The sequence below is a fragment of the Vallitalea longa genome, assembly GCF_027923465.1.
Lineage (GTDB): Bacteria > Bacillota > Clostridia > Lachnospirales > Vallitaleaceae > Vallitalea > Vallitalea longa.
On record NZ_BRLB01000001.1, the window covers coordinates 944,075 to 963,009 of the forward strand.

An 18,935-nucleotide genomic window follows, 5' to 3' on the forward strand; every position below is an offset into this window, starting at 1 on the left:
ATTACGATTACATTCTATAATAAAAGAAATTTGTATACCATTGTTGTACCTTACATTATACAAAATAATTCTTACATTTTTGTCATACTACATTATTATCATATCATAGCCTATTATATGATAGAATCTAGGGTTTTACAACCAAAAAACCAATAATTTGCACATATTTTATTAATTTTGGTTATTGACAAATTGTATTGATATCAATTATAATTATACAGGATATAAAAGAGGAGAATCATAAGCAAATAATGGAAATTTTTTACAAGTGTTGAACCCCCACTTCAAAAAAACTCAAAGTGGCAGTTCTTTTTTTTTGTGAAATTATCTGCCGCAATAAACATAAAGAAAGGAGTCTTTACATGTCACTTAATTTGATAAAAGACTATAAAAAAGACAAAATGTTTTATAAAAATTTGTTCATCCTAACATTACCTATCGTTCTACAGAGTCTAATTACTTCTTCATTGAATATGCTGGATACAATGATGATAGGGAAAGTAGGAGAAGTAGAACTTGCTTCTGTTGGAATTGCTAATCAATATTACTTTTTATTTACCCTCTTCGTTCTTGGCGTTGCAGGAGGCGGTGGTGTCTTAATTGCTCAGTTATGGGGAAAAAACGATAAGGATAATATTAAGAAAGTACTTAGTAAAACACTAGCAGTCGGTTTTATCATAATATCAATATTTGTTATTCTCGGTCTTGTGATACCAGGTAAAATAATATCTATATTTAATTCAGATGCATCTGTTGTTACTATAGGAAGTCAATATCTTACTATAACAGTTATAAGTTATATTTTTACAGGTATATCATTTGTTTTTGCTTCTTCACTTAGAAGTATAGGAAACACTAAACTTCCTATGTTAGCAAGTTTACTTGGACTTACAGTTAACGGTTTTCTGAATTATTGTCTTATTTTCGGACATTTCGGAATGCCTGAATTAAAAACACAGGGAGCTGCTATTGCAACACTTATCGCTAGAATCTGTGAATGTGGTCTTATCCTATTTGTTGTATATTTCAAGGATAAGATATTAAATATAAGATTTCGTGATTTAAGGGGATTGTCTCATAAATTAACAAGAACCTTAACTAATGTTACTGTTCCAATTGTTCTTAATGAAGCTACATGGGGTATAGGTAATGTAACTTATATGGCTATTTATTCCCAGTTGGGTACAGGTGCAACAGCTTCTGTTCAGATATGTTCCACCATAATGAATTTATTCATGATATTTGCTTTTGGTCTTTCATATGCAGCAGTAGTTGTCGTAGGTAATGAAATCGGAGCTAATAAAGAAGATGTTGCAAAAGAATCTTCTAAAAAGATTGCCAAGATATCTGTAATATTAGCTTTATTTCTAAGCATAATACTTTTTGCTCTTGCAAGACCTATAGTATCATTTTTCAATATTTCTGTTGAAGTCAAGTTATCAGCAACTTACATTTTATATGTATATGCTACTATATTAACTATGAGAGTGTTCAATATGGTCATGATAGTAGGAATTCTTAGAGGTGGTGGAGATGCAACTTACGGTACAATGCTTCAAGGTTGTACACTATGGTTGATTGGTATACCTTTAGCTGCCTTAGGTGTTTTTGTTTTTCATCTTCCAGTACATGTTGTTGTTAGTTTTACAGCTATAGAAGAGATCATTAAATTCATTTTTATGATGAGAAGGTTCAAGTCATATAAATGGATCAGGAACATGGTAAAAGACCATGATATTCACTCCAAAGATACTGTCAGTGTAGCAGTTTAGAAAAACAGATACCCGCTTAACCGTATGGCTAAGCGGGTATCTGTCATTTAACCCCTTGTTGCTAAGAGAAAACCAGCGATGTAAATAGCAACATGAAATGTATCACTAAGCAAATCTATGTTATTCATTGCTATACCTCTTTTTTTGTTATTTATACTTTGTACCTATTAGTAAATATATGTTATTTTATTGAGTTATTCTTAAAATCTACAGCATCTATCTTTTTAGTTTCTTCCGTTTTAATATAAGTAATTTCAACTTGGTCACCATTTTCAGTAAGAGCTATAGTTGGATACTGATCGGCTGATACCACAAATAGAGTTTCAACATTTTCTAGTTTTATTAGAAAATACCCTTCTTTGAATACTCCAACTCTTGAAACTGTCCCAGAACTTTTATCAAATGAATCGAATTGGTCACTTATTGAATTAATATTACTTCCCTCAGTAATTAGAATTCTATTATATTCTGTTTGAGCTTCTCTTAGTGTCTTTCCCCATGCAACTGCTCTATAGTTTTTAACTGAGCATAATGCATATCCAACTACATTACCACTGTTACCTTTTAGAGTTGAAAGATACGTCGGTTCACCATTAATATTAATTAGATATGGATATTTTGCTGTATATCCAGCATTTTGAACCAGTTCTTCCATTAAACCTATCGCTTTTTGCTCTGTCGATCCAGATATCCTATTATAATATGCTTTACTAGTACGAGGATTAAATATTAAGAAACCTGTAGTAGCTTCGTCTCCTCCATATGATGTTATTCCTGTATAGAAGTATACATTGCCCTCTTTGAAAACATATCCAATGTTCTCTGTACACTTAAGTTTTCCTGTATCTGAAGGATTCCACCATCCATTAATATATTTTCCCCAAGCATTGAGATGTTCATTGAATATCTCAGCTGAAGTTACTCTATCTACCCATTCGGGCTGTTCATTTTTATCAAAGAATTCAACATCTTTTGTTGTTGGGTCTACGATTATTACACCTTCCACTTCTTTAGTTGTAAATCCTGTTTTGTGTGAGTATGCTGTAATCACCCATTTGGGATTTCCTTCTTCATCTTCTTCGAATGAATAATCAGTTAACCCGAAATTTTTATATTTTGAATATACTACCCTCTTAAGATCATTTCCAAAAAATGCTGATGGTGCAACACTGAACTTGGTGTCTACAAATTCTGCTTTACCTGTTGTAGCATTGACTTTAATGTATCCAGGTATTGATTTGTTTTTAATGTATTTAAAAAAGCTTGAGTGTTCAAGTGGGAATAACCAATATGGTTTACCCTCTACTACAGAAAGTGTTCCGTATTCTTCCGAAATAGAATACATAGATCCTAGAGAAGGATCTTTTTCCGTAATTAATTTTTCACCAAACCTTATTGCATCTGTTTCGTCCCATATGATAAGATTATCCATATCTACATTGGGAACTGTTTCATCAAATACAACTTCTTCAACATCTAACATTTTCTGCTTAGTACCAGAATTAAATATTGCCGAAGATGCAATCCCACCGATTACTAAATAACCTACTGCAAGTATAAGTATTATTCCACCAATCTTAACTGGAAGTTTACTTGTTTTCTTCTGATATAGTCCAACGGAACCTACTATAATGATAATTCCTGCAAAAACTATAACTAAGAATATTGAGCCAGCAAATTTCAAACTAAGCACCGGCAGGGCTAAAATGCTAATTAAAAATACTACTATAGCACCCAGTACTGCGCCTATTATTGTGTGTTTCATGTAATTGTGCCTCCTAAAGAATTTATAGTATAAATACACATAAAATATTTTATTGTGATACTAATATCGTTTATACTATTATTATAGGTTAGTTGCAAATAAGTCTCAATAACAAAAATGCTACATTATCTAATATGTGCACTCATAATTGATATCTCTATTAGATTAATCTAGCATTGGTATAATTTTGTGGTGTTTATTTTATTTTCCATCAATGTCATACTTCAATGAATGTTTTTCTATTTCTATCTCTATGTCGCTTAACAATTTCTGTATATTTTTAATACGTGGAATCATTTGTCTTAGTCTTATTATTTCATTCTTATCGACAATTCCATCAGCAAGGACTTCAAAGAGTTCATTCTTGAATGTATCTAGCACTCTGTTTGCATTTATTAGACCGTATCCTGATTCAAATAGTGTTTTTGGTGCTGTATATGGGTGATCCTCTTTACCTATAAGGCAGCATTCTGAACAATGTTTACGCCTTAGCACTGGATTCTCATATACTTTACTCATAGCATATACTATTTCTGGACTTGGTTGGTTTTCTCCTGTCTCATACCTTCCTAGTGTAGCCGCACTGACATGTAATCTATCAGCTGCTTCTTCTCTATTAAGGGGACATGGACTGTTCTCATTGAATTTCTCTCTTGCTTCTCGATATATATTTACTTTTTTCATTTTTTTGTTCCTTTCCCACATTTGCCTTATTCTTCATACATTTATTAACCTAATCCAAATATCAATACATAGTTATAGTAATATTGGATAGTGATTATCTTTTATACTAAGTTAATTATACAAATAGAGTATGGGTTTGTCTATGGTTTTGAAGAGAAAAGATTTTCCTTTGTTCTTATTACAAGTTTTGGAATCTTTCCTATCACCAATTAAAAACTTAGAGTTGTGAAAAACAAAGATATATATTAGGTAGAAAAAAAATAGAGCAAGATTAATAATCTTACTCCATAAGGGAAATGACATGATAAATTAGTTAAAAACTAACTGAATTATAGGTTTAATTATTTGGATATGCATATAGATTATAATAGTTACAATTAGCATTCCATGAACGGAATCCCATCCCCCCACCATTAGTATACGAACTATCGTATATCTCTCCGATATATTCGTCGTTTACATATACTGTGATTCTCGAATTACTTCTTATTACTTTTAGATATATGTAATCGCCTCTTTTGATGTCATCACCAATATTGAACTCTTTTAGATTAGTCCATTTGTAATTAGATTTTCCTATCATCAATTTATTCTTATAGAGGTCTATCCCTACATAATAGCCTCTATAATTATCATTACCAGGGCTTATGCTTTCTACATTAAATATAATTCCTGAGTTTCCATTATCTTTTTCATCAGACATTATTTGCATTAGACATTCATAAACTGCATCATTTTGATAATCTCTTAATTCATGGTTTTCTACTGAAGCATACATTGTAGGACCACCTTTATCTTTTGCAGCTGTAGCCATACTACTGCTGTAGCCCCATTCTTTACCTTTAGTGTAAGTCCAAGATAAACCATAATCTGCATTTGCAACAATTGTTCCATCCATTACCATTTTCAGTCCTGTAGTGAAATATGCATCAAGGTTATCCCATATTACAGATTCGTCAAATGCAAAGATTTGATTGGTTTCAAAAGCACCATATATATTATAAACATCATATATTTTTTTGCCTGTATCAACTACTATAAATTCATTATTATATTCTACTATCTTATAATCTTTGACATCTACACTCATTTCACCGATTTGACCATATTCCTTTTGATCAAAATCATAATAGCACAAGCTATTAGGTTTGATAAAATCTAGATTTTGTCTTGCAATAAAAAATATTCTAGAATAATCCTTTGAAGTCTTAGCATTAAATCCATTAGAGATAGGGTTTGGTGCTCTGTATTCTCCCTCTTCAGAAGTAACTATTTCTTGTGTATTACCATTATTATTAAAAGTGACTGATATATTACCGTAGCCATCATCATTAACAGTATAACCTTGTTTATAATCATTTGGCGCATTCAACTTACTGTCAATCAAACTATTTGCATTCTCTGCTGTAACCATACCTTCAAGTACACAGATTGCTTCTAATTCTTGATTATAAACATAAACAGTATCTTCATAAGGATATACCAAAAGATAGCCTTTATATTTACCTTTGTCAACAAGTGCAACATTTGATACTTTATAGCCAAAATAATCATCTAAACATGTAATTTCATTAGTTGCAACATCATATCTATATGTATTAAGCCCTTGTTCATCAATTGCATCATCATATGTTTCTGAATAATATATCTTAGTATTTTCTGAATCGTTTATAGTAACATCTAGACTTGTATATTCATTTGCCTTTACTATATTTGATTTTCCATTTGCTTTAAATGTAACTGTAAAATTATTACCATATTTTTCTTGTTTGTATACATATCCTTTTGATAAGTCAATAAATCGTGTACCTTTTATAAGGTCTAATTCATCTTCGTATACCCTTTTTACTACGACAATTGCTTGTTCTATAGGTGCATTATCTAATGGGTTAAAATTACCATTACTACCCTTCATGATATTATTTTCATTTATGTAATCAACTTCTTTTGTACACCAGCTGGCAACTAAGTCTTTATCTTTAGCTGTTAGTATACCATCAGTAGCTTCAATTTCTTCTCCAAAGTAATTATAGACTTTGTCAAGAGTTCTGTAATACATGGTAGCCATTTCTTGTCTTGTCACTAAATTATTAGGATTGGCTTTCCCGTTAGAGCCTTTCATGATACCAAGAGTATTTGCTTTTAGAACATCTTCATCTTCTGAATCTTCAAAAGTATCAAAAGGCGCTTGTTCAACATATTCACCTGTCATGCTTTCATACATTTTTACAACAAGTGCTGCAAATTCTGCTCGTGTTATTTTATCTTTTAAATTACTCATAACTAATTTGTAAGGCATAAGATCATACATATATGCATCTTCAATTTCCGACTGTGCCCAAGTATCTGCTGTAGATACATCCCATCCTCCTGCTAGACTTGTTATACCTAACATCATAAATAATGTTACGATAGTAATTGTTTTTATACATTTTTTCAACATCTGCTTCTCCTCTCGAATATATGATGTGATTACGCTTTTAAGCTGTTTGATAATATGCTATACTAAATTTAAAATAACTTTATTCAAAATGCCTTACATTTGTAATCACTTTTAATATATTTTATCATATGTTATTCATTTGGTAAATACATTTTTATAAATTTTTGGTAAAATTTATTTTGCTATTTTCTCTTATACTAATACTCATTTACTTTCCTTTATTCTTTGGTAATACAATCATTTCATTTTTCATATAAAATTATTTCTGATTGGAAAAATCTTTCTTGAAATTCTACCAATGCTTCAATTTGATATTTATTATACTTATCTAATTGTTTACAAACCACTAATTTATCTTCTTTATCGTTCAGTCGTTTTATAACCGCAATAACATATCCCTCATAAGCGTTAACTGGTTCAAATTCGCCTATTACATAAGCATCTATCTCCATCCCATCTCCTGAAACTGTATTAGGGACATATCCATAGTTTATGGGATATATCATTTCACACTTTGGATGTCTAGAACCTAATGGCCTATCCATATTTACTTTAACTTTTTCACCTAGATATTGTTTTATTATTTTATCTCGTAAATTCAATAAAAGTCCTCCCAAATCGACTGATTCTGTTAATGATTACTTGGTTGTTGCTATAATATAATTTTTATTTATAGCTGGATCATCAACGTTTTACTAATCTAAAATATCTTTTTTATATAAAATAAATAATCTTCCTTCATCTAATACATCCTGAGATACTCCATTAAATCCTACCTTATGTAATAAAGAAATTGAATTAACATTTTGGTAATGAGTTTCTGCATATATTTTATCTTCATCACTTTTATTGAAAAAGGTTTTTATCAATACTTCTGCTGCTTCACTACAATAACCATTTCCCCAATAATCTGGTAGAAATCTATAACCTAATTCAATCTTCTGTTGTTCTTCTCTTCTAACAAGGAAAATCAATCCTATAGATTCATTTGTTTTTTTTAGAACTACGTTATACACATTCAGTAATTTATTACCAAAATTGTTGATCCAAGCATTAATGTAATCAATGCATTTTTCCATACTCATAGAATCATATGATAAATATTTATTTACTCTCTTATCATTATTTAACTCATAAAGGAAATTACTGTCCTCGATATTAAAAGTTCTTAACATAATTCTTTCTGTTTCTAACATATTGTCATCCTCCTGAGAATTTTATTTTTTTACTTCTAATTAGAAGCATCTACCAAAATGATTTTTCTACATATTTTCAACCCTGTAATTAATATTTGCCTTTCTAGCCTGTGAACATAAATATTTTTTCTGAATCCTATATGTCTTTTGGTCTTTAATGAATATGGAACCAACTTGTCGAAATTCAAAATTAACATCCTTCTTGATACATTGTTCTCTTATATCTAGAACCCAATCATAATGTAATGGTCTTACATTCCTTCCCGATTCTCCACCTACTACTACATACTCAATTGAATTATCTAGATAATCTAATAAATTTATTTTTTCCAGCATAGGTTGAATGGTTATCAATTTATGTTTAATAGGTAATTCCTTAAGAATAGAAATCCTTTCATCTGCTCTTAGTTGATTCTCTATAGTTGTACCTATTGTTATATTATCATATCCCTCTTCAAAATCATCTGGAAGACCTATCATAAATCGTTCTATTCGTTTTGTTAAGAACAAGAAATTCAAGTCATTACGTTCTTTTATCATTTCCCATGCTTCCTTACGCCATTGATCTGCTTCCTCAATCAAGAAATCACTGTTGAAACAAATATATACAGTTTGTCCACTCTTTATTTTGTAATTACCCTTTTTATCTTTTTTGATAGGTTTATAGAATTCTTCTGTCTTATATATTATGTCTGTGTTAATACCTTTTCTTGCATTAGCTCTATGAATATAGCAATTCTTACACCCTTCACTTTTCTTGTGGCATCCTCTCCATGGGTTCCATACAGCCATGTTATACCCTCCTTATTATTTTTTTACTTATCATTTTTATTTTTTAAGACATCAAAGATATTTTTTTTACGTTTTTTGGGTATAGGTGCAGACCTTTTGAGGCTATTTTCATAATCATTAATGTAATCTGGCAACCTTTTTTCTATACTGCATCCATCTAATGAATACCAAGTTATTCTTTCAATAACATCACATAAACTTTTTTCTCTAAATACTTTAGCATTTAGCATATCCTCTAGTTCAGTATAATCATATGCTTGTAAACCATCTGGGACTAATCCATACCAGTATAATTCTTTGCCGTTTTTATCTGGCATTTTCCCAAGCCAACAATCTTTATATTCTGTATCATCATCAATACAGAAGTTCATTTCAATACATGAATTATATTTTACTACATCACTATTCAATACTGTTATCAAGTCCTGCAATTTGATTTTTGACATTATTATCACCTCACAATAATTGTCTTCACATTATAATATTTCGTCATATTTTAATATTTGTATTATACCTTATTAATATGCCTTCTTTTATTTATCTCTCAAAGCTTACCAGTTGATCCATATATAATTTAATATGTTTAAAAAATATCACTTTCATATAAGGTAAAAAAGCCATGTCACAAATTTCATTTGTATACATGACTTTTTATTTCTTAATTGATAATATATCTTTCTATTATCACTTTTATGAGAGCTTTAATTTCCAAAACCATTAATCAAATGTCGTATATCTATATATATCGGTACACCGTTCTTGTAACCTATACTAGGTTCTCCAATGATTAAAGGACGAATATAATCTACTAACTCTTGGGTAATATCATTACCTTTATCATTAATCCATTCTCTAGGTATTTGTTTCTCTCTATTTGCGATTTCTTTAATATCACTATGAAATATTTTGTGTTCATATGGATCATTTTGGTATCTTATGATCGTCATCATCTCCCCAGATATACCATCAAGTGCATATTTTACAGCCTGTTCCCCAATAGAAAAAGCTTCATTTATATCTGTTAATGATGCAATATGCATTGCGCTTCGTTGGAGTACATTCAGTTCAATGGACCTTACCTTACATTTTAGTGTTCTTTCTATAATATGCCCTAAGGTTTTTGCTGTACCTTTCAATCTAGCATGACCAAAAGTATCTGTTGCTAGAGCTTCAGATGCAGCAATATAATTTTCATTTGCACTTCTAATACCTTCTGATACCGCAATAATAACATTTTTTTTATTTTTTAGTACAGTTCTTACATCATCCAAAAAAGTTGAAATAGAGAAAGTTACTTCTGGTAAGTAGATTAAGTCAGGAGAAGGGTTATACTCATTTCTTGATAGTGCCGATGCAGCAGTTAACCAACCAGCATTTCTACCCATGATTTCAACTATTGTTACACTTTCAACGTCATATATATACGCATCATGTGCAATTTCTAACATGGTGGTAGCTACATACTTCGCTGCAGAACCAAACCCAGGGGTATGATCGGTACCATATAAATCATTATCAATAGTCTTAGGGATTCCAATAATATTTATGTCTATATTTTTCAGTTGTGCATATTCATATAGCTTTAATACAGTATCCATTGAATCATTACCACCAATATAGAAAAAATATCTTATATCTAGTTTTTGTAATAAATCAAATATCCGTATGTATTCATCTTCATTTTCTTGATAGTGTGATAGTCTATATCGACAAGAACCTAAAAACATGGAAGGAGTCGTTTTTAATGTTTCTAAATAATCTTTATTATTTAAGAATATTGATGTCAAATTTATTAGATTCTCATTGAGTACACCTTGAATACCATTGATAGCACCATATATTATTTCAATATCAGTAGATTCCAGAGCCGTTGCAATAGCACCACTTAATGAAGCATTAATAACTGTTGTCGGTCCACCAGATTGAGCTATAAGACAATTAGACATTGTTGGCCTCCTTCAAAATATTATGATGGATGATTTGATATTATGTAATTAATTTTATAACCTATGGGTCGATGAATCAGAATTATAGAAAGAATATCTACAGTCTAGATTTGTGTGAAATATAATTAAATGAATTATGATATTATTATGTAGATAAGAAAACACCTTCCGTCATGTTTTAATAGTTTCCTTAGAATATATAAAGAACATATAATCATGACTTAGGTCTTTTCTTTTTGCTTTTTTTATCTCACATATTCATTTTACAAAATTGTTGACTTCAAGTCAAATATTCATTCTTAACAACCATTCCTGCATATAAAAATCACGTACCTAATATATGGATTATCATTCTTATATGCAGAAAAAGCTTAGCTGCCAAATGATTTATGTACCCACATAGGACTTTACAGATTATACTTAGCTGCAGATTCATCAAGTGCTTTACGACACTTTGCAACACCCGCATTAATTCCATCAGCATCACGGAATATAGCTGATGATAAAATAACAACATCAGGGTTACAGGCAATCAGTGGATCCATATTATCAAACCTCAATCCTCCATCAATTGCCAATTCACATCGTGGGTTCTTCTTGTCGATAAGTGTTCTAGCACGTTGTACAAGATCTATTGAGCTTTTTCTCCAGCCCCAATTGTCTTTACCATCTGTATCATCCACACCATGGGTAACAATATGAAGACGGTCAATATCATTTATTGATTCATCAACAAAACATAGCGGTGTATAACATCCTAATGTCAAACCTATCTTCATTCCAAATTCTCTACAGTAATTGATGATATAGGCAAGAGGTGCACCTATAAAATGTTCTGCTGGAAGAATCAGCATTGAACAACCTGCATTTGCTATTTTTTCAATAAAAAGGCGATCACATTCCCGAGTGTAGATATGACATTCTATAGGTTTAGTTATTTCTTCCCTTAAACCTTCAATGATTTGGTGACCACCCATAAGCTGTTGATTCTTAAGGTCATGCATATCTGCTGCATCAGAGTGAATATAATCAACTCCTGCTCTGTCTGCCTCAAGTGCTCTATCAAGAATACGTGCATAACTGACATGCGCTAAGCCTGCTGCTATTTTTATATGTTTCATATTATCAGTCTCCTTTATATTTTATAATTTGATTAGTTCCTATTACTCCACCCTATTATGGATAATCTCACCCTCAATCAACGTCAATACACATGTTGCATTAACTGACTCTACAGGATTTTCTGTAAAAACTGTAATATCTGCATCTTTACCAGCAGCAATACTACCTACACGATCATCAACCTTTAATATTTGTGCTGCATTAATTGTTATTGCCTTAATTGCCTCTAACATAGGCAATCCTTCACGTATACATGCCCCTGCTGCAATTAGTATATCTCTGGTATGCGTCGCAGGAAGATCAGACATTATGGCGAATTTCACTCCATTCTCATAGAGTATTCTCCCTGCCTTTGGTGATTGATTAGCTACCTCAAGTTTATGTGGAAATCCTATGAGCGGTCCTATTATCACACCATTCGCATATGCAAGTTGATCTGGAATAAGATGTCCTTCACTACAATGTTCTATGGACATATCCAAATCGAATTCTTTTGCAATACGCAGTGCCGTTAATATGTCATCAGCACGATGTGCATGCGCCTTTACAGGCAGTAGTCCCTCTACTACAGGCACAAGTGCTTCTAGTTTCATATCAAAAGCAGGTAATGGTTTCTTTTCTTTCTCTGCTTTCTGTTTTTCGAGTGCATAACGCTTTGCTTTAAATAATGCTTCTCTAATGATTGCAGCTGTACCCATACGTGTAACAGGTGCTGCACCATTGTGGGCACTCTTTGGATTTTCACCAAAGGCCATTTTCATTGCAGAAGGTTCCCTGACAATCATTTCATCAAATGTTTTACCATAGGTTTTCATAGTAACGAACTGACCGCAGATTGGATTTGCACTTCCTGGACCTGTGGAAACACAGGTTACCCCATTGATATATGAATGTTTGAATTCTACATCAAAAGGATTAATTCCATCAATACCCCTCAGCTCAGGGGTATTTGCGGATGTAGTTTCATTACCATCTACACCTCTTTCACCCATAGCAGAACCAAATACACCTATATGACAATGAGCGTCAATGAGACCTGGTAATACTACTTTTCCTGTACAGTCAATGACTCTTGCCCCTTCTTCCGTAAGATTCTTACCGATCTTAGAAATCTTCTTACCATTAATCAATACATCACATACATTAGGCACTTCATCATTTACCATTGTGTAAACTAATCCATTTGTCAAAAGAATATTCATATGCTCACCTATACCCTTAATCCTGAACTAAAATCAAGGACCTTATCACTTATTCTCTTTAATATTCCTTCCTCAAAAGGCGTAGAGAGTCCCGCGCGTTTTATTATTTCTGTAAAGGAATACTTACCACTATCTTTAATAAGTCGAATATATGCCTCCCATGATTTTTCATGGTCTTCTTCATCAAGTACCCAGAATTGAAGTGCACAAACTTGTGCTAATACATAATCAATATAGTAGAATGGCCACTTCATTACATGAATCTGATGTTGCCATGCACGTCCTTCAGAATAAAATAAACCTTCCTCATATTTACGCCAAGGAATGAACTCTTTCTCTAATTCCTTCCATAGAGAACGGCGTTCTTCTGGTGTCATTTCAGGATTATCATATACTTTTGTCTGAAAAACATCTATAGCTGTCCCATAAGGAATAAATGCAAGACTATCCTTGAGTTGACGATATTTATACTTATCAACATCTTCTGTAATGATCTCATCAATGTTTTGCCATACGAAAAACTCCATGCTCATTGAATGTGTTTCGCATATATCAGCAGATTGAACACACACTCCTGATGCAGGCTCACCACGATGCATAAATGAATTCAAACCATGTCCACACTCATGAGCGAATGTTTCAACTGCCCCTTCTGTAGCATTGTAGGTTTCAAATACGTAAGGCATGTTACATAGTGGCATATAATTAGAATACGCACCATTTGTCTTGCCCTTACGTAAATCCAGATCAAAGAATTCTCTTTCATATAATTCATCAAAGAATACCTTTGTTTCTGGAGACAACTTGGTAAAAATCTTCTTGAATGAAGGCAATAGATCTTTTGTTACAGTCGCCTGTCTGTTTGGAAACAAAGTTGATTCATCATAATTCTTAACCTCGTGACCAAGACGTTTTGCTTGCTCTTCAACCATCTTTGAAACTACTGGAACAATATATTTCTTCACATTATCTGCAAAAACAAGAAGTTCATCACGTCCATAACTTGTCCTTCCGAATTTATGCAAACAATAATCTGTATAACTTTCAAAACCTGTTTTATGTGCAATCTCAGTACGAATTTTCATCATTTCATCATAAATTCTATCAAACTCAGGAGCTTGTTTCATCATAGCACGTTCGCCTAGAACAGCATATTTTTTTCGAGTTTCACGATCTGCACTTTGACCGAGTTTGTTGATCTCAGGCATGGTAAGTGTTTTACCATCGACTTCAATCGATAAACGTGACCTTATGGTGGAATATTCTTGCGAGAGTTCATTTTCAGCTTCCATTAACGTTAAGACTTCTTCTGATACAGTACGTTTTTTCATGACTGCACTATTGAAGAATTCATTTCCAATTAATTTTCTTAACTCCTCACGAAATGGACTTTGAAGTATTGCATCATCCCTCTTTTGCATTAGGAGAGAAAACTCTGGTTTTATCTTGTTAAAGAAAGCTTCCTCCTCAAGATAAAACTTATCATAGGAATTATTTGTATTACCTGCTTCTGAAAGTGTTGCATAACTTACAAATACTTTTTCTAGATAATCAGTTTCGATTATCTGTAAATATGCTTCACCTACTGTTGTTGCCAACTCAAGTTTTTTTGTATGGTTTATGAACCTTTCAGATAATTCTTGAAAGTCCACTCTTTCATATGGAAATTCCTTAAACTTTATCATATCAAAATGCCTCCTTTAAGATATTCGTCAATTCTTCCTTACTACCAAAAGGCAGTACCCCTAATAAGAAGTGATTACTCATCTTTTCTTTTTCTTCTTCAGTGGTTCCAAGTTCTGTCAGTGATTTATTAAGTTCTAGAATCTCTAAAAAATCTTCTACTAACACTGGTAACTTGGATGCGGCTATATTATCATCTACATTCTCCAAATCGGTATTGAACAAACGTGCAACTTCAGCACATTTTTCAGGTGTCTTCGTTATTTGGAAACGAACAAAACCCGGATATAGAGAGGCAAGGGCCTGACCATGTGGAATATATGAAGCAATACCACCTATAATTTCACTTAAAGGGTGAGGAATAGTTGCAGCAGCATTTGAAAGTGAAATCCCAGCGAACATTTCGGCCTCACTCATCATCTCACGAAGCTTGATATTTCTAGAATCTTCCATGAGACGTGGTAACGCATATATTATATTCTGCAATGCTTGTCTACCGATAGTCTTAGTATAGACACTTGCTTCTTCACGCATATAACTTTCAAAGGCATGAGAGAATGCATCAAAACCTGTCATAGCTGTAAGATTCCTAGGCATTGTAACAGTTAGTTCTACATCTATAATTGCTTCCTTAGGGAATACCTGATTATGGAAAATACAAACCTTTTCGTCTGTAGTCTCATCACTGATAATCATCGCTTGGGTCAACTCACTACCAGTCCCAGCTGTTGTTGGAATGGTAATTAAAGGAAGTACTGGTGTAGAAACTGCCTCATAATCTGCAAAAGGACTAGTAAAACTGTCATATGCCTTGTTCCAATCAATCTTGTCAGGTTGATAGAATAATGAAATGGCTTTTGCTGTATCAATAGAACTTCCACCGCCTACTGCCACCACTACTTGTACATTTTTTGAATTTACAATGCCAATCGCCTTTTCTATACTCTGAACAGTAGGATTTGGTACGACTTCATCATAATGTATTGTCTCTATTTCTTTTCTAGATAGAAGTTCCTTAACTCTGTCATAAAGAGGATTTAGTACTTTCTCTTTCTTTGTAGTCGTAACTAGTAAACATTTTGTACCGTATTTTTTTACAATATCTCCAATATTATTCAATTGCCCTGCTCCGAAATGAATCTTTGTTGGATTATAAAATGTAAACTGTTCCATTAGTACCTCCCTATCTATAATTGATTATTGAATTTTAGTACCTTTTATCCAAACGTCTTTTGGTCCCTCAATAGCATTAAAATCCTCAAATGGTGATTTAGATAAAGCTATGAATGAGGCTTCTTTCCCTACAGCAATCATGCCCAACTGATCTTGATCAAGTAATATAGCGCCGTTCTTTGTTCCGATCTTCAGTACATCTGCTGTATCAATTCCTATGTTGTGAAGAAGTACCAATTCGTAAAAAGCTCTCTCATGAGGGTTAAATGGACATCCTGCATCAGTTCCCATTGCAAGAGGAATCCCCATTGAAAATGCCTTCAATGTCGCTTTGTTATGTATTTCTAGAATTGCTTTTGATTTTTTGTGGTCTGGATTATCTGGCTCCCTACGAATACCTTCCACTGTAGCATAATATGGTGCACATAATGTGGGTACGAGAAATGTACCTCGTTCAATCATCAACTTCATGATATCCTCACTATTGAAGACACCATGTTCAATAGAATCCACTCCAGCAAGAACACTACGTTTAATCGCTGTGTTGCCATGTGCATGCACTGCAACTTTTCGTCCACGTGCGTGTGCTTCTCTTACAGCTGCATCAATTTCTTCTTGATTGACCTCAGGAGGCCCTTGTTCCTCTCCTAAAGAGTTGACTCCACCTGACATCATGACCTTTACGATATCAGCACCTTCTTTTATAACTAGACGTGCACCTTTAGTGAATTCATCTACACCATCACATTCCACACCTATTTCATAGCCATGACCTCCTGTCGCTGTCAGTGCCTTTCCAGAACTTATTAATTTCGGTAAACCTTCTAGTTCACCACATTTTTGTGCATTACTGATACCAATAGTCACACCTTCACAAGATCCTAGATCTCTACATGCAACTACACCAGCAGTCATAAGTTTTTTTAGTTTATCAAGAGCATTAATAGTTGTCTGCGCCCACCCAATTGCATTAGTTGGTGCTCTATCAATTGATGCAAGATGTACATGACAATCAATTAATCCAGGCATAACAAAATTATCAGACATATCAATTGTCTCACTTATTGTGAATGTTGATATTTCGTCACTATCACTATCACCAGTCCAGATTATCTTCTCTCCATCTGTTATAATTGATTGATTGAACAAACGCTCTTCACCATTAAACAGTTCCTTAAATATATATAATTTCATATGTATCACTCCAAATTCTTATTAAGCTTATTGGCAACACTAGGAACAAATCTTCCATCCCTTATTATTACATGTTCCTCATTTAGTTTTGTATCAGTACCTACAAACAACCCCATCTCATTAAATGGAATAGTGATGTCCGTATGAAAATTCATATAACAATCTGGGTTCTCCTTACGTTTCATCGTAATTTCATTTTCACGTGCTATCATTTCTTTACCACTGTATATATTATATACAGGGCTGTCCTCTCCACGGGCAAAACATGGGTCACCAACGGCAATGTGAGGACCCATTTTTTCTGCCAGTAGGATTGGTAATCGAGAGAACAGATTAAAATCTAAAGCCATACGGTAGGCTAATGTATTAGTACCTATTGAAAGTTCACCTATGGGAACATTCTCTGTACTATTCAACAGATTCTCGAATATATATTGTCTATTCTCTTCTTCATCTGAAAAATTATCGCAATCATAATCTGTCACAAGTCCATCTCTAAAAGTTAGTCTAAGATTTTTATAATATTTATTCTTTAGAAATATTTCTTTTACATTAAGTACACCATTCGTCTCAGCTAGTATTGGTGTAGTAAACATTTCACCATGAGGTACATTAATATCTCCACCACAGTTTAAAAACTTTGTCTGAGTCCCTTTATTTTTCAACTGCGACATAGATACATTTAAATCCGTTACATTACCATTCATACCAACAAGATGCACTCTATCACACTTATCTAAGATACCAATAAGTTTTTCTTGTATCAGTTCATATGGTTCTGATTCCTCAGTATTAAGTTTGGAAAATCCATCAAAGATTTCTTGAAAATCATAACCTACACGTTTATCTGGAAATACTACACTGCAAAAGGACAAAGTATCAGGTTTTAGTAAATTTGATTCAATACCTCTATTCTCTGCAATCATAGAATTATATATCTTCAATGTATCAGTAGATGGATGATATGCATATTTGCTTAGCGTATCTGGCTCAACCTCATTACCGAAAGTACCTACACGAATGAAACCACAAGTGTTTTTGATATATTCGTGGTAACGTTCTATTGCAATACTATAAGCATGTTTCTGAGCCTCATAACATTCCAAACTCGAATATATAGCATAATCATAACTATGGTCCATAATACACTGTCCTTGATAAGCAATTGATGACGGCATAAGAATAATTGGTTCCATACCACGTCTTCTTAGTATCTCAACAATGCCCTGTGCCAATGCTTCCTGCCCGATAGCATACATTATTCGTATGTTTGTACGATTACCTATTGTACGAGATTGGCTTAGAAAGCCATGGAAAAATGCATCAACAATATGATTAGCCATCTTATCAATCGTAACCTGTGGTAATGCATACCAATATTGGCACATTTCTTGCTCTAGTTTAGTAATATATACTCCGTATCCTGACATCCAATCAAGATTAGAAGGATTCGCACTCTCAAGTACACGATTAAAACAATTGATTGTTGTTGACCTTTCCAACATTAGAGTATCTTCTATATGTATTCGTGTCTTACAGAACTGCTTATCAAACTCCCCTTGAAGTTTTTCTCTATCTAAATCCATAAAGTATTTACGAAGAGCTATGAGAAGATCACTTTTATTCCATACGAATATAGGACGATTAAGCATAACATTTCGTAACGATCGGTCAAAAGCATAGTAGATAACACTAAGAATATCTGCATCTGCAAATCCAAGTTCATGAAGATACCTAGGGTTAGCAAAATTATGAGCATAATCTAACCCCATTCCTCCAAAAAGTAGTTTATTCTGCTCCAAAGTTCTGTGTTTGCCAATATTTTGTCTTATCCTTTGAGCTGTATTCAATTTCTCATTGCATGATTCAAGAAACAAATCATAATAATATCTCAATTCATTATCTACCACTTTACATATCTCCTTCATATTTCTCTTCTTATAAGTTGGATGCCATTAATTGG

At 32.9% G+C, this 18,935-nt stretch carries 15 protein-coding genes; 1 reads left to right on the top strand and 14 read right to left on the bottom strand.

The features are described 5' to 3' along the window. Positions 1 to 362: 362 nt before the first annotated feature. Positions 363 to 1,772 (top strand): MATE family efflux transporter, encoded by a 1,410-nt coding sequence (locus QMG30_RS04045; protein ID WP_281812460.1) that lies wholly within the window; start codon positions 363 to 365, stop codon positions 1,770 to 1,772. Between the two features lie 181 nt (positions 1,773 to 1,953). Here the strand turns inward: QMG30_RS04045 and QMG30_RS04050 are convergent, their stop codons facing one another. From QMG30_RS04050 to QMG30_RS04115, 14 genes are all read right to left on the bottom strand, one after another. Beyond that, entirely contained in the window at positions 1,954 to 3,537 is a 1,584-nt protein-coding gene (locus tag QMG30_RS04050; protein ID WP_281812462.1) for an energy-coupling factor transporter transmembrane component T family protein, read from the bottom strand. A gap of 201 nt (positions 3,538 to 3,738) precedes the next feature. Further along, the gene (locus QMG30_RS04055) at positions 3,739 to 4,221 is read right to left on the bottom strand and encodes a helix-turn-helix domain-containing protein (protein WP_281812464.1); all 483 of its coding nucleotides are present in this window, start codon (positions 4,219 to 4,221) and stop codon (positions 3,739 to 3,741) included. A gap of 337 nt (positions 4,222 to 4,558) precedes the next feature. Then, positions 4,559 to 6,661, bottom strand: a complete 2,103-nt coding sequence (locus QMG30_RS04060) for an S-layer homology domain-containing protein (RefSeq protein WP_281812466.1) — start codon at positions 6,659 to 6,661, stop codon at positions 4,559 to 4,561. 245 nt (positions 6,662 to 6,906) lie between these two features. Beyond that, positions 6,907 to 7,266, bottom strand: a complete 360-nt coding sequence (locus QMG30_RS04065) for an inorganic diphosphatase (protein ID WP_281812468.1) — start codon at positions 7,264 to 7,266, stop codon at positions 6,907 to 6,909. Between the two features lie 93 nt (positions 7,267 to 7,359). Further along, on the bottom strand, positions 7,360 to 7,860 hold the full coding sequence (locus tag QMG30_RS04070; RefSeq protein WP_281812470.1) for a GNAT family N-acetyltransferase: 501 nt from the start codon (positions 7,858 to 7,860) through the stop codon (positions 7,360 to 7,362). Between the two features lie 66 nt (positions 7,861 to 7,926). Next, complete coding sequence (locus QMG30_RS04075; RefSeq protein ID WP_281812472.1) at positions 7,927 to 8,652, bottom strand: DUF5131 family protein; 726 nt, start codon at positions 8,650 to 8,652, stop codon at positions 7,927 to 7,929. Between the two features lie 23 nt (positions 8,653 to 8,675). Further along, a complete protein-coding gene (locus QMG30_RS04080; RefSeq protein ID WP_281812474.1) occupies positions 8,676 to 9,098 on the bottom strand; it encodes a hypothetical protein in 423 nt (140 codons plus the stop codon). Between the two features lie 255 nt (positions 9,099 to 9,353). Next, complete coding sequence (locus tag QMG30_RS04085; RefSeq protein ID WP_281812476.1) at positions 9,354 to 10,598, bottom strand: 6-phosphofructokinase; 1,245 nt, start codon at positions 10,596 to 10,598, stop codon at positions 9,354 to 9,356. Between the two features lie 407 nt (positions 10,599 to 11,005). Further along, complete coding sequence (locus QMG30_RS04090; protein WP_281812478.1) at positions 11,006 to 11,719, bottom strand: ribulose-phosphate 3-epimerase; 714 nt, start codon at positions 11,717 to 11,719, stop codon at positions 11,006 to 11,008. 42 nt (positions 11,720 to 11,761) lie between these two features. Further along, positions 11,762 to 12,922 carry an amidohydrolase gene (locus tag QMG30_RS04095; protein ID WP_281812480.1) on the bottom strand — a complete coding sequence of 387 codons (1,161 nt, stop codon included), beginning with the start codon at positions 12,920 to 12,922 and terminating at the stop codon, positions 11,762 to 11,764. A gap of 8 nt (positions 12,923 to 12,930) precedes the next feature. Next, on the bottom strand, positions 12,931 to 14,607 hold the full coding sequence (locus QMG30_RS04100; protein WP_281812482.1) for a M3 family oligoendopeptidase: 1,677 nt from the start codon (positions 14,605 to 14,607) through the stop codon (positions 12,931 to 12,933). Position 14,608: 1 nt separating this feature from the next. Further along, a complete protein-coding gene (locus tag QMG30_RS04105; protein ID WP_281812484.1) occupies positions 14,609 to 15,778 on the bottom strand; it encodes an iron-containing alcohol dehydrogenase in 1,170 nt (389 codons plus the stop codon). A gap of 24 nt (positions 15,779 to 15,802) precedes the next feature. Continuing rightward, a complete protein-coding gene (locus QMG30_RS04110) occupies positions 15,803 to 16,972 on the bottom strand; it encodes a metal-dependent hydrolase family protein (RefSeq protein WP_281812486.1) in 1,170 nt (389 codons plus the stop codon). Between the two features lie 5 nt (positions 16,973 to 16,977). Then, positions 16,978 to 18,882 carry an aminopeptidase gene (locus tag QMG30_RS04115; protein WP_281812488.1) on the bottom strand — a complete coding sequence of 635 codons (1,905 nt, stop codon included), beginning with the start codon at positions 18,880 to 18,882 and terminating at the stop codon, positions 16,978 to 16,980. Positions 18,883 to 18,935 lie beyond the last annotated feature (53 nt).

What these genes read in the sequence shown, in the direction of transcription:
- QMG30_RS04105 (WP_281812484.1), bottom strand. Translation starts at nt 15,778, where the DNA reads ATGGAACAGTTTACATTTTATAATCCAACAAAGATTCATTTCGGAGCA.
- QMG30_RS04110 (WP_281812486.1), bottom strand. Translation starts at nt 16,972, where the DNA reads ATGAAATTATATATATTTAAGGAACTGTTTAATGGTGAAGAGCGTTTG.
- QMG30_RS04055 (WP_281812464.1), bottom strand. Translation starts at nt 4,221, where the DNA reads ATGAAAAAAGTAAATATATATCGAGAAGCAAGAGAGAAATTCAATGAG.
- QMG30_RS04070 (WP_281812470.1), bottom strand. Translation starts at nt 7,860, where the DNA reads ATGTTAGAAACAGAAAGAATTATGTTAAGAACTTTTAATATCGAGGAC.
- QMG30_RS04095 (WP_281812480.1), bottom strand. Translation starts at nt 12,922, where the DNA reads ATGAATATTCTTTTGACAAATGGATTAGTTTACACAATGGTAAATGAT.
- QMG30_RS04050 (WP_281812462.1), bottom strand. Translation starts at nt 3,537, where the DNA reads ATGAAACACACAATAATAGGCGCAGTACTGGGTGCTATAGTAGTATTT.
- QMG30_RS04100 (WP_281812482.1), bottom strand. Translation starts at nt 14,607, where the DNA reads ATGATAAAGTTTAAGGAATTTCCATATGAAAGAGTGGACTTTCAAGAA.
- QMG30_RS04080 (WP_281812474.1), bottom strand. Translation starts at nt 9,098, where the DNA reads ATGTCAAAAATCAAATTGCAGGACTTGATAACAGTATTGAATAGTGAT.
- QMG30_RS04085 (WP_281812476.1), bottom strand. Translation starts at nt 10,598, where the DNA reads ATGTCTAATTGTCTTATAGCTCAATCTGGTGGACCGACAACAGTTATT.
- QMG30_RS04045 (WP_281812460.1), top strand. Translation starts at nt 363, where the DNA reads ATGTCACTTAATTTGATAAAAGACTATAAAAAAGACAAAATGTTTTAT.
- QMG30_RS04075 (WP_281812472.1), bottom strand. Translation starts at nt 8,652, where the DNA reads ATGGCTGTATGGAACCCATGGAGAGGATGCCACAAGAAAAGTGAAGGG.
- QMG30_RS04090 (WP_281812478.1), bottom strand. Translation starts at nt 11,719, where the DNA reads ATGAAACATATAAAAATAGCAGCAGGCTTAGCGCATGTCAGTTATGCA.